10 protein-coding genes are annotated in these 12,474 nt (G+C 67.0%); 6 read left to right on the top strand and 4 right to left on the bottom strand.

Features of this window, described 5'->3' with window-relative positions:
* Nucleotides 1–15: 15 nt before the first annotated feature.
* Together WYM_RS04430 and WYM_RS04425 are read right to left on the bottom strand one after the other, a co-directional pair.
* Nucleotides 16–348, bottom strand: coding sequence for a hypothetical protein (locus WYM_RS04430; protein ID WP_019179624.1), 333 nt, complete (start codon nt 346–348; stop codon nt 16–18).
* Between the two features lie 192 nt (nt 349–540).
* Nucleotides 541–2,079, bottom strand: coding sequence for an FAD-dependent oxidoreductase (locus WYM_RS04425; RefSeq protein ID WP_019179623.1), 1,539 nt, complete (start codon nt 2,077–2,079; stop codon nt 541–543).
* Nucleotides 2,080–2,144: 65 nt separating this feature from the next.
* Between WYM_RS04425 and WYM_RS04420 the strand changes: the two genes are divergently transcribed.
* Nucleotides 2,145–2,699 carry a helix-turn-helix domain-containing protein gene (locus WYM_RS04420; RefSeq protein WP_019179622.1) on the top strand — a complete coding sequence of 185 codons (555 nt, stop codon included), beginning with the start codon at nt 2,145–2,147 and terminating at the stop codon, nt 2,697–2,699.
* Nucleotides 2,700–2,712: 13 nt separating this feature from the next.
* Here the strand turns inward: WYM_RS04420 and WYM_RS04415 are convergent, their stop codons facing one another.
* Nucleotides 2,713–3,582 (bottom strand): DMT family transporter, encoded by an 870-nt coding sequence (locus WYM_RS04415; RefSeq protein ID WP_019179621.1) that lies wholly within the window; start codon nt 3,580–3,582, stop codon nt 2,713–2,715.
* 82 nt (nt 3,583–3,664) lie between these two features.
* Between WYM_RS04415 and WYM_RS04410 the strand changes: the two genes are divergently transcribed.
* The 4 genes from WYM_RS04410 (at nt 3,665) to WYM_RS19200 (ending at nt 9,565) form a co-directional block, all read left to right on the top strand.
* Entirely contained in the window at nt 3,665–4,219 is a 555-nt protein-coding gene (locus WYM_RS04410) for an XRE family transcriptional regulator (RefSeq protein WP_157524867.1), read from the top strand.
* Nucleotides 4,220–4,292: 73 nt separating this feature from the next.
* On the top strand, nt 4,293–4,661 hold the full coding sequence (locus WYM_RS04405; RefSeq protein WP_019179619.1) for a nuclear transport factor 2 family protein: 369 nt from the start codon (nt 4,293–4,295) through the stop codon (nt 4,659–4,661).
* Between the two features lie 201 nt (nt 4,662–4,862).
* Nucleotides 4,863–6,713 (top strand): PKD domain-containing protein, encoded by a 1,851-nt coding sequence (locus WYM_RS04400; RefSeq protein WP_040569060.1) that lies wholly within the window; start codon nt 4,863–4,865, stop codon nt 6,711–6,713.
* A gap of 287 nt (nt 6,714–7,000) precedes the next feature.
* Nucleotides 7,001–9,565 carry an alpha-L-rhamnosidase gene (locus WYM_RS19200; RefSeq protein ID WP_192813709.1) on the top strand — a complete coding sequence of 855 codons (2,565 nt, stop codon included), beginning with the start codon at nt 7,001–7,003 and terminating at the stop codon, nt 9,563–9,565.
* A gap of 17 nt (nt 9,566–9,582) precedes the next feature.
* Here WYM_RS19200 and WYM_RS19195 read toward each other — a convergent pair whose 3' ends face one another.
* On the bottom strand, nt 9,583–10,623 hold the full coding sequence (locus tag WYM_RS19195; protein WP_019179616.1) for a LacI family DNA-binding transcriptional regulator: 1,041 nt from the start codon (nt 10,621–10,623) through the stop codon (nt 9,583–9,585).
* Nucleotides 10,624–10,930: 307 nt separating this feature from the next.
* On the opposite strand from WYM_RS19195, the gene WYM_RS04385 reads away from it, so the two are divergent.
* A complete protein-coding gene (locus WYM_RS04385) occupies nt 10,931–12,463 on the top strand; it encodes an ABC transporter substrate-binding protein (protein ID WP_019179615.1) in 1,533 nt (510 codons plus the stop codon).
* The last annotated feature ends 11 nt before the right edge of the window (nt 12,464–12,474 follow it).

Here is a 12,474-nt window from a genome sequence, read left to right as displayed (position 1 = left end):
GACCCCGCCGCGGGGTCAGCGTCGCGGCGACCCGCCATCGTCAGCCGCGGGAGGCGGCGGCTCGGGCACCAGATACAGCCCCGTGGCGGAATTCGCCGTGCGCGACAGCGCATCGATCCACGCCGGGTTCAACCGTGCCGGGGCGCGGTTCATGTACTTGTACACGAGGGAGCAGCGCGGGTGGATCCACACCGTCGTGCGGCCGTCGCCGAGGCTGGGATCGTCGCGCCACGTGAAGTACATCGGCTCCCGTCGGCGAAGCTTCGCGGCGATCACGTACTGGATGTGGGCGAGCGTCCGGTCCTCGAAGTCGACCTTCACCAATCCCTCGTAGATCAGCTTCCCCATGTGGCCTGCTTCGCTCGGCACCCCGCGCGGTCGCGCGCGCTTGTCAGAGTCGCCACGGCGCCGCCGGGAGTTCCACTGGAGACATCGATCGTCCTCTCCTCACCCTGCTGCCGACGCGACACGACACCGTACGTCGCAAAGAGAGCTCACCCCGAGGCCCTTGACATAGGGTCACTGGTGCGACAAGGGGCGTCAGGTCACTCGTCGCAGAAGCAGGACGCCGTCGTCCAGGTGTCCATGAGTGCCGTCGGGGGCCGTGGCCTCGCGGCGGCGGAGCTCGACGATCTCGGGCCGCCACTGCGCCGGGTCCAGGTCCAGAAGGGCGAGTTCCTCTTCCGGCGAGTGCATCGGAGGCATATGCGCCGGCAGCTCGCGCGCCCACGGGGGAGGCGCGGCGTGCGAGACGACGAGGAGGCGTCCGCCCGGAGCCACCCGTGCAGCCGCCTCGCGCAGCATCCGGAAGCGCGGAAAATCGGCCTCCCACGAGTGCAAGAAGCTCGCAAGCACGAGATCGAACTCGCCCTCGACCGATCGGGCGCCGTCGCCCACGACGAAGTGGGCGTCGACGCCCCGAGCGGAGGCGAGCTCGGTCGCGCGACGGACGGCTGTCGGCGACACGTCGACGCCTGTCGCGTGCCACCCTCGCTCCGACAGCCAGACGACGTCGCCTCCTTCACCCGAACCGACATCCAGCGCCGTGCCCGGCGTCAGATCGGCGACGACGGCAGCCACAGACGCGTTGACGCGTCCGGACCAGAAGTGGTTTTCGGCGGCGTAGCGCTCCTCCCACCCGGCGTTGCGAAGATCGGCGCGGTCGGCCACGGCGCGACGGAAGTCCTCGGCCACGAGCATCGCGTTCGCGCCGGCACCGGCCATCGAACCCGAGCCCATCGAGACCGGGACGTTCGCGAAGGGCGCCGTGACGTTGCCCGCGGCGAAGACGCGAGGGTGGCTCGTGGCCCCTCGCAGGTCGACAGCGACGGGCGTGCCCGGCATATCACTGCGCGCCAGGCCGAGCTCGCCAGCGAACTCGAGTCGGAGGTCGGGGTCTCCTCCGGTGAAGAGTGCGTCCACGATGTGCTCCGCGCCGTCCTCAGTGGTGATGACGAGACCGTCCTGGTCGCGGCGCACCGCGCGCACCCCTTCTGAGACGACGCCGACATCCCGCGCGGCGAATCGCGTCGTGGTGTCTTCATCGAGCGGCTCCGCCGCGGCGGTGAAGGCGGTCACGTGGTCGGAGAGCTGACGCACGAGCTCGATCTGGTGAACGCTCGCGGGGGACGTCGCCAGCACGCCGAGGCGCAGTCCTGCGACCTCCCAGCCGTGGCAGTACGGGCAATGCAGAACCGTTCGGCCCCACTCGGCGTGGAGCCCGGGGACAGCCGGGAGCTCGTCTCGGATACCCGTCGAGATGACGACGACGCGCGCGGTGTCGACCGCTCCGTCTGCGCGTTCCACACGGATGAACTCGCCGTCGTCGATCAGCGAGCTGACGGTGCCGGTCGCGATCTCGACCCCGTAGGCCCGAGCCTCGGCGCGCCCTGTCTCGAGCAGGCGCGCCGGGTCGAGTCCGTCATGGCCGAGCACGCCATGCATGTGGGCGGCGAAGCGGTTCCGCGGCTTTCCGCCGTCGATGACGAGGGTGCGTCGCCGTGAGCGTCCTAACATCTGCGCCGCGCTGAGGCCCGCCACACCACCGCCGATGACCACGGCATCCCATTCGTTCGTCATATCTCCAGCGTGGACCGTAGGTGATCCGGCAGCAAAGTTAGTTGCTGAAATGGCAAGATTGGGTCATGGATGCCGAACTCGCACAGATCGGACCCCGCCTGCGGGCTGCCCGCCGGGCGCGGGGCTGGACGCTCGAAGACCTCGCGGCGCGCGCGGGGATGTCGGTGAGCACGCTCTCTCGCCTGGAATCAGGGAAACGGCAGGCGTCGCTTCCCCTCCTGCTTCCACTCACCCGGCAGCTCGGCGTACGCCTCGACGACCTGCTCCCCGATGCGCCGGTCGACCCCCGCGTGCGCCGCAGCGTCGAACGCCGCGACGGAATGGTCATCGCCCCCCTGACGCTCGAGCACTCACCGGTGCAGACCTACAAGGTCATCTTTCCAGCGTCGGACGCCGCGCCGGCGCCTCGCGTTCATGACGGCTATGAGTGGCTCTATGTGCTGAGCGGCCGCGTGCGGCTGGCGCTGAACGACCACGAGCACATCATCGAGCGCGGCGAGGCGGTCGAGTTCGACACGCAGATGCCGCACAGCCTCAGCGCCACGGCGGACGGGCCGGCCGAGGTGCTCAGCATCTTCAGCGCCGCGGGCGAGCGCATGCACACCCACCAGGCCCCATGACGGAAGGCGCGATCTATCGGCTCGCGGTCGGTTCGGCCGTGGGCTCCGATGTCTGCTTCTGCCGGCGCGGTTTGATCTCGCTGACGAGCATGCCGGCGATGATGAACGCTGCACCCAGGAGTGCCAGTGGCCCCAGACGCTCGCCGGCGATTCGTCCGATGATGCCGGCCCAGACCGGTTCGGCCGCGTAGATGACGGTGGCTCGGGTGGGGGAGACCGAGCGCTGAGCCCAATTCATGGTGAGTTGGATGAGACAGCTCGCTGCTCCGAGGCCCACACCGCATGCCAACCACACCCAGGAGAACGCGGGCAGCGCCTCGCCTACGGCCGGCATGGTGCCGAAGGCGAGCAGGCTTGCCACGAGCAGCTGAACGACGGTGACCCTGACCAGGTCGACCTTTCCTGCGAAGAGGCTGATGAGGACGATCTCGGCGGCGATCGCGACCGTGCTGAGGATAGTGAGCAGCTCACCCTCGCCGAGGACGACTCCTTCGGCGGAGGGACCGGCCACCAGGACCAGTCCGACGAAGGCCAGCGCCACCCCGACGAGAGTCAGCGCGCCCGGCGGTTTGCGAAGGACGATCCACTGCAACAGCGGCACCAGCGGCACGTAGAACGCCGTGATGAAGGCTGACATGCTGCTCTCGATGGTCTGCAGGCCGACGGTCTGCAAGCCGTAGCCGAGGTAGATCGTGACGCCGATGGCCGCACCGGCCAGCAGGTCCGCTCTCGTCATCCGGCGCAGCGCCCTGTGGAAGATCACCGCGCTGATGAGCCCGGCCACAAGAAACCTCAGCCCGACGAAGAACCAGGGCCCGCTGTATGAGACGGCGATCTGGACGACGAGGAACGTCCCTCCCCACAGCGCAGTGATGGCGATCAACGCCCATTCTTGACGCGACACCCGAAGCGATCGCGACTGGGAGTGCAACATACTGCACACCCTAGTGTGCAATATTGTGCACATGCAAAGCGACCGTGAGGCGACCGTTCTTCGCCACGTCGGCGAGAACCTGCGGCGGCTCAGGGCAGAGGCAGGACTCAGCCAGGCCGCGCTCGCGAAGGACTCGGGGGTCAGCCGTCGCACGATCATCAGCCTCGAGGCCGGCGAGGCGAACATCAGTCTCTCCGCGCTCGATCGACTGGCCGACGCCCTGGACACCACGTTCGCTACGCTCGTCGCGGAGCGCGGCGCACCTCGTACCGCGATCGACGAGATCACGTGGCGCGGCGCCCACCCTTCGAGCGTCGGCGTACTCCACAGCAGTTCGCCCGCCGCGCGTGAGGTGCAGCTGTGGACCTGGGCCCTCGCGCCGGGAGACCGATACGACGCGGAACCCGATCCGGCGGGCTGGAGCGAGATGGTCGTGGCGACCGCTGGAAGGCTGACGATCCAGATCGAGGACTCGACCCTCACTCTCGATCCCGGCGAGCATGCCACGTACGCGAGCGATCAGCAGTACAGCTACCTCAACGCCACCGAAGGTCCCGTCACCTTCGTGCGCATCGTCATCGCGTAGCGGCGCGGAAGCGCATCAGCAGTGATGTGCGGTTGCATCCGCCAACGGGGCAGGTTTCGCCATAATGGACGCCATGGTGACGCGGGGAGACGTCGCGGCCTGGGTGGCCGCCTACCGCCGAGCGTGGGAGTCCAACGCTCCCGACGACATCGCGGCTGCTTTCAGCGAGGGTGCGTCGTACTTTCCGTCGCCGGCGGATCCGCCATGGGTGGGCCGCGACGAGATCGTCGCAGGATGGCAGGCGCACCGGGACGACCCAGGGTCCACGACCTTCGAGTGGTCCGTCGTCGCGGTGGAAGAAGACACGGCGGTGATCCGCGGTGTGTCGACCTATCCGACGACGGTCTATGACAACCTCTGGATCGTGCGTCTCGGGGCCGACGGCCGAGCAACGGAGTTCACCGAATTCTGGGTCGACCGGAACGCGCCCACCTGGGCCTAACTGCGTAGGCGCGGGAAGAGGTCGTAAGCGCATCAGTCCGAGCGGCGTCGCATCTTGCGCAATAGTCGAGCGCTTCGTTGTGTGCGTCCGCAGCACGACTTAGCGTCAGTCGCTGTTCGCATCTCTCCGAGACGGTGAGGAGCGAGCCCTGCCGGCACGACGGTCGTGAAGGCAGCCATCGAAGACGCTGGAGGAATCACCGTGCCCCAAACCTCTCTTGCTCGCCGAGCGCCGGTCGCGCTCGGCGCGGCGATCGCGCTGGTAGCTGTGCTGCTGCCGGCGGTGCCCGCTGCAGCCGCACCCGCGCCCTGCGTTCAGTCGGCGCCGAATGCTCCGATGGCGGTGACTGCGGACTGCATCGACGCCCTCTACGCACAGCCGGTGATCGACGCGGAGACCGACGAGACGTCGCCGGTTGCTCACCGCCGGGTGTCCGGACACTTCGAAGGCACGAACATCCAATTCAACATCTATCTGCATGCCGAACAAGACAAGGCGCAGTGGGATGGGCGGTTCTTCCAGTACACGTACCCGACGACGTTTGCGGCAGGCCAGAGCACTGCTCGTGCGAGCGATCGCGCCATCGGGTTCGCCCTGGCCAGTGGCGGATATGCCGTGCAGGCGGGCAACGGTTCCATTTCTCTGGGTTATCGCCACTCAGCTGCGGCGGCGAAGTTCGCAGAAACCCTGGCGGCGGAGTACTACGGCAGCGATCGTGAGATCTTCGGCTACCTCTACGGTCCGAGCGGTGGGTCGTTCCAGACGGTGGGTGCTGCCGAGAACACCGAGGGGGTCTGGCAGGGATTCGTTCCGATGGTTCAGGCGGTTCCGACACCGAACAGTTACAACTTCAACGGACGCGCGGCGGCCGAGCTGATCCTCAGCGACAAGGCAGAGGCGATCCGCGACGCTCTCCTGCCCGGGGGCAGCGGCGATCCGTATGCGACGCTCGACGCGGCAGAGAGTGCGATGCTCACCGAGCTGCACAAGCTCGGGATTCCGTGGAAGGCGTGGGAGAACTCCGACTACCTCCTCGGATATGACCCGGCCTACTTCGGTGGCGGTCTCGACTCCGACGCGCCGCTTACATACGACCCCACCTACGTCGTCGACTTCTGGAACGCACCTGGCTATCTCGGCACCGAGAACAGTCCGCTGGGGGAGCGCGTGCGGACGGAATTGGCCGAGATGGGTGACACCGTCGGGCACCGCTGGAATATCGCCAAGCGATTCGCTTACCGTTACCAGCTGCCGGCAGCGAACACGGGCTGGGTCGCGCTCAACCAGTTCCGCAAGCCCGACGGCACGCCGATCTACCCGCAGCGTGCGGTTGTGGAGCCCAGCTTCTCCGGGGCGGTCTCGGGCAACGCCGCCTTCGACGGGACGATCAACGGCAAGGTCATCGTGGTGTCCAACCTGTACGACAGCGACGCGCTGCCGCTGCACACAGATTGGTACCGCAAGCGCGTCGAGGCGGCTCTCGGATCCGCAGCATCCGGGAACTACCGGGTGTACTTCACGGACCACGCCGACCACCAGGACGCAACGCCCACGGGCGCGCGGGCTGCCACGCTCGTGGATTGGTACGGCGGGGTCGAGCAGGCCTTGCGCGATGTGGCCCGCTGGGCGGAGGACGGCGTGCCGGCTCCCGCATCCACTCGCTATTCGATCAAGGACTCGCAGATCGAGGTGTCACCGCTCGCGCTCGTTCGCGGTGGCATCCAGCCGACCGTCGACTTCGTGTCGCTCGGCAACGGTGTCATCAAGGCCAAGGTGGGCAAGCCCGTGAACCTCATCGCGGCCGCGCACACGCCGCTCGGCGGCGGAAAGGTCGTTGCCGCCGAATGGGACTTCGAAGGCGACGGCACCTATGTCACCGGCGCGGTGCGGACACCACAGAAGATCGTGGCGCTCACGACCAAGCACACCTTCAGTCAACCCGGTACGTACTTCGTGAGCGTGCGGGTGACGGCGGAGCGCGACGGCAATGTCGGTGCGAAGTTCGCCCTGCTGCAGAACATCGACCGAGTGCGAGTGGTCGTCACTCCGTGAAGGTGCGCGGATGGATGCCCCTCCGGGGGCATCCATCCGCGGCCGGCCACGCATGAAGGGCTGCTTGCGCAATTCTCGCTCACTGATTGGGTCGAGCAGACCGCCGTCCTAACGTGGTTCGTCGGTGCCGCGTCCCACGCGGGCAGGAAGGAATCGCCATGAGCGAGGGTTCGAGGACGATTCACTCGCTGACGGTGGAGCGGAGCACGAGCCCGTCCGCGATCGCCACGGCCGTGCCGGTGTTCGGCTGGCGGTCGAGTCTCGGATTCGCCCAAGCCGCGTGTGCTGTGACCATCACGAAAGGGTTTGAGGTCGTCTGGAACAGCGGTCGACTCGAGAGCGCCCACGCCATCGACGTCGTGTACGGCGGCGCCGCGCTGGAGTCGGATGCCGACTACAGCTGGACCGTCGACGCCTGGTCGACGGAGGGTGAGGAGGCGTCCGCGTCCGGCACCTTCGGCACCTCCTTGTTACGCGTTGATGACTGGAGCGCGCGGTGGGTGGTGCCATCACAGAAGCGGGTCGATCGCGAGATCTTCACGATCCCCGACATCGTTGCCGGCCGTGCCGTCCCCGTGGGTGATCCGTCTGAGCGGCTGCACCCGCCCCGGCGCGTCCGGCAGCCGTTCCACCTCCGAGACGCGCCCGTGCGCGCTCGCCTCTACGCGACGGCGCGTGGCATCTACACGGCCGAAGTGAATGGCCGAGCAGTCGGTGAGGAGGTGCTGGCGCCAGGGTGGGACGCGTACGGTTCACGCTTGTCCTTCCAGTGCTACGACGTAGCGGACCATCTCGCGGCCGGAGAGAACGTCGTGGGCATGACAGTCTCGGACGGGTGGTTCGCCGGCCGCATCGGGATCACCGGATCGAGCGCGCAATACGGGGACGAACTCGCCGTGATCTGGCAGTTGTCGGTGGAGTACCCGGACGGAGAGCGGCAGATCGTCGTCTCCGATGCGGCAGCCAGTATGAGCAATTCTGCGCCGTGGGACTACGCCGACATCTTCATCGGCGAGTGTTTCGACGCTCGTCGTGCCGACCCAGGCTGGAGTGAGCCGACCCGCGAGGTCGTGGGCTGGGCTCCGTGCCGTGACGGCGGTGACGATGTCACGACGCTCGTCCCGTTCGCCGGCGAGCCGATTCGCAGGACCCGCGACATCGACGGCAGGATCACGCACGTCTCGCCCCGGGAGTATCTCGTTGATCTCGCACAGGTCATCGCCGGTCGCCTGCGTATTCGTGTGAGGGCCTCGAGCGGCGTGCGCCTCACCCTGCAGCACGGCGAGGTGCTCGCGCCCGACGGGTCGTTCTTCGACAACATCGTCGGCCCGAACAAGGATCAGACCGACCATTACGTCGCCCGCGGCGAGGAGGTCGAGGAATACGAGCCGACCTTCACCTTCCACGGGTTCCGGTACGCCAGCATCACCTCAGACGAGGATTTCCAGCTCTACGCCGCAACGGGTGTCGTCCTCGCTTCCGACCTGCGCGAGACGCTCGAGTTTCACACCTCCGACAAGCGCATCAATCGTCTGCACGAGAACGTCGTGTGGTCGCAGCGGGGCAACTTTCTCTCCATCCCGACCGACTGCCCGCAGCGGGAACGCGCCGGTTGGACCGGAGACCTGCTCGTCTACGCTCCATCCGCAGCGACCGTGATGGACATCCGCCCCTTCGTGGAGCGATGGCTCGCGAACGCTCGTGTCGATCAGCATCCGGATGGCCGGATCCCGCCCGTCATCCCGGTGATCCCCTCGATGCATGACGGAGGTCCGTCGGATGTCACCGCCGCCGCAGGGTGGGGCGATGCCATCGTGCATGTCCCGTGGACCCTGTATCAGCGGTACGACGACACGCGTGTGCTCGCTGAGAACTATTCCGCCATACGTAGGTGGGTCGACTTCCAGCAGGCTCAGGCGCTGACCGCGGTCCCCGATCGTTTGAGGGATGCTGACCCCGAACGGCTCGCCCGCCACAGGCTGATGTGGAACACCGGGTGGCAGTTCGGCGACTGGCTCGCACCGAGCATCATGCGCGAGGGCCTGGATCCGGTCGAGATGGCGATGCCGCGCCTTCGCAGTGAAATCGTGACCGCGATGTTCCACGCGCGTAGTACCCAGCTGGCTGCGGAGGTTGCCCGCGTCCTGGGTCTGGACGAGGATTTCACCGCCCTGGCCACACGCGCAGCGCGCATCCGCCGGGCATTCGTCGACGAGTACGTCGCCGAGGATGGAACCCTGCCAATCGATCTGCAGGGCATCTACGTGCTGGCGATCGCATTCGACCTGATCCCCGACGAGCGACGCGAGCGCGCAGTCGGGCACCTCGTACGCCTGATCCAAGAGGCGGACCATCATCTCGACACGGGCTTCCTCTCGACCCCGCACCTCCTCGATGTGCTCTGGGAGGCGGGGGAGCGGGACGTCGCCCGGCGGATCCTCTGGCAAGAGACCACCCCGTCGTGGCTCTACGCTGTCGACCGCGGCGCCACCACCGTCTGGGAATCGTGGGACGCCATCCGCGAGGACGGGACACCGACGCGATCCTCGTTCAACCACTACGCGTTCGGATGCGTCGACGACTGGCTCGTACGCCGGATCGGGGGCATCGAGTCGACGGCGCCAGGCTACGCAGAAGTGCTGGTCGCTCCGGATGTGGACGGGCCCATCGACCACGCCCGAACACGCCTGGACACCGTACGAGGCCCGATCGAAGTGTCATGGAGGCGGCACGCGGAGGCGGTCGAACTGAGGGCGAGCATCCCGCAGGGGTGCACGGCGACAATGCGTGTCGGCAGTGCGGTGGAGGTCGTCGGCCCGGGCGAGGTCGCACGCTCCTATCCGCGCGACTGACTGGCGGCATGAGCGCGTCAGCTGCCCGAGGGTTGTTCCTCGACGGGAAGCTTCCTCGTCGATCCGCGCACGATCAGTTCGCTCGGGAGCTCGATCCGCTCGAAGGAGTCGTCTTCGTGACGGCGCAATTCGGCGACGAGTTCAACGGCCCGCGCCGCCATGGCGCGCAGCGGCTGGCGCACGGACGTCAGCGGGGGCCTGGCATGTGCCGCCCGGGGTTCATCGTTGAAGCCCACGACGCCGATGTCATCGGGGATGATTCGGCCGAGTTGGGCGGCCGCTCGATACACGGCGAAGGCCATCTCGTCGTTGCAGGCGAACACTCCGACCGGCGAGCGATCCTCGGCGAGTGCTCGCAGCATCTCCTCGGTGAGGGGTGCATCCGTCCACTCGGAGTTGACGCGGGTCACTTTCTTGCCCGTGGCGTCCGCTATCGCTTGGCGAAAACCCTCCTCGCGAGCCCGGCCGAACCGGTACCGCGGCTCGCCGGTGACGATGATGTAGCGGCTGTAATGACCGGCAGCCAGGTGGGTCCCCGCGTCATATCCGCCCTGCCAGTCCGTCGTTCCCACGCTGGCCAGGGCACCCTCGGGATCAGAGCGAGGCTCGAGAAGAACGATGGGAATCCGCAGACCTCGCAGTTCCGCCAGCTGGCGATTGGTAGGCCGGATGATCCCGATGATCACCCCGGACGGTCGGCGAGTCGCAACGCGCGTGGGCCAGTCGTCGGTCGGTTCGGCGCGTTCCAGGGTGAGCACGAGATCGAACCCGAGCCGGAATGCGGCCTCGCGAGCGCCGGTCGTCATGGCATCTGTCCACGCGTCGTCGAAGCTTCCGAGCACGAACTCGATGAGACGGGGATCCAGAGTCGTCGGGCGCCCGCGCGTCACGTCGCCCCTGTCATACCCGAGGTCGCGGGCGGCGACCGCTACGAGCTCGCGCGTGCGCCGCGAGAGGTCGCCGCGTCCGGTCAGAGCCCGGGAGGCGGTTGCCACAGACACGCCGGCCGCCTCCGCCACGTCCCGGAGGGTGACCGCTTGCTTCGGCTTCTCGTTCACGATTCCCTTATTTTGCGCAAGCGAATGTCGCGGCCGATCGTAACCCATCTGACCCCGGTCGATGCAAGACGGGGAGCGCGGTTGCCGCTCATTGAGCGGGATCGCCGACCCAAGCTGTGACCGCAGGCGCGCCCGACCACCCGCGGCAGGCTGAAAGGAGGACGTTGAAGCCGTTGCGCAATAATCGGTGTCTCGATTGCTGAGCACCCTGAGCCGGGCCTAACGTCGCTCGCGGACGACCCGAATGTCACGTTCAGGTCCGCCGGGCAGCACCGCCCGAGCCAGGAGAAACAACAAAGGAGTTGCAATGCGATTCACACGTCGACGCGCAGCCGCAGCAGTCGCGGTCCCCGCGTTCGTTGCGGCACTCGCGCTCACGGCCTGCGCCCCGGGAGGCGGCGGCGGATCTGCCACGGGTGGTGACGCGGGGGACACGCTCACGCTCGGAATGACCGCCGACCTTCCCGGACTCAGCGTCGGTATCCAGCCGAGCTACCAGGGATGGTTCGCGGATGCCGCGTGGGACACGCTGCTCATCTGCGACGAGTTCGGCAAGCCCTCCGCTCAAGTCGCCGAGGAGTGGGAGTACAACGACGACAAGAGCGCAGCGACCGTCAAGCTCCGTGAAGACATCACCTTCTCGGACGGCAGCGACCTCACGACTGAGGACGTTCAGGCAGCGTATGAGTTCGCGGGCGAGAACAACGCCCGTTTTGCCGACCTCACCTTCGACATCGTCGACGACTACAACATGACGATCACCTGGCCGCAGCCGACGCCGACCCTCGACCTGATCCTGTGCGAAGCGCAGATCTCCTCGGCCGAGTACTACGCCGGCGACGAGCAGGACACCACCGTGGTGGGCAGCGGTCCCTACGTCTACGAGCCCAGCAAGAGCACCCAGGGATCCACATACACTCTCACCAAGAACCCCGACTACTTCGACAGCGACACGTACCCGTACGAGACGCTCGAGTTGAAGGTCTTCACGGACCCGACGGCAGGCCTGAACGCGCTGAAGACGGGCCAGATCGACGGCATCCTCGGCAGCGCCGCGACGATCGAGGAAGCAGAGAAGTCCGGGCTCGAGGCAGTGACACTTCGTGGAACCACGACGCGGCTCCTCATCACCGACCACAACGGTGAGACCATCCCGGCACTCGGCGACGTCCGCGTCCGCCAGGCCATGAACATGGTCTTCGATCGCGACTCCATTGCGACCGATCTGTATCGCGGATATGCCGACCCGGCCTACCAGATCTTCCGGCCCGGGAGCAGCGCCTACCTTGAGGACCTCACCGAAGACCCCTACCCGTACGATGTCGAGGCCGCTCAGGCGCTCATGGCGGAGGCAGGGTTCGCCGACGGATTCACGCTTCAGATCCCCTTCTTCGAAGGGCAGAATCACGACCTCCTGTTCCCCTACGTGACGGAGCAGCTCGCGCAGCTCAACATCACGGTGGAGCAGGTCAACCTGACCGGTCCCGACGCGATCACCGAGCTGCTGAGCGGGACCTACCCCGTGCCGCTGTGGCAGCTCGGCAACTACGGCGAGTCGCTGCAGGACATCAAGGACTACGTTCTGCCGGACGGCATCTGGAACGTCTCACACCAGCCGGATGCCACTATCGACGGGCTGTGGCAGACGATCTTGACGGGTTCAGAGGAAGAGCGCATCGCGGCGCAGCAGCAGATCAACCAGTACGTGATCGACCAGGCGTGGTTCGTGCCGATGGCGTACCCGGACGGGTTCTATCTCTACAGCCCGGACATCAGTGTCCCGACGATGTCGGACTTCTCCGCTCTGCACCCGTTGCTGCGGGACTTCCAGAAGAACTAGGAGAAGGTGAG

The sequence above is a fragment of the Microbacterium yannicii PS01 genome (assembly GCF_000304335.1).
GTDB lineage: Bacteria > Actinomycetota > Actinomycetes > Actinomycetales > Microbacteriaceae > Microbacterium > Microbacterium yannicii_A.
The sequence above is the reverse complement of the archived record's forward strand: the minus strand, read 5'-3'. Positions and strand labels throughout refer to the sequence as shown.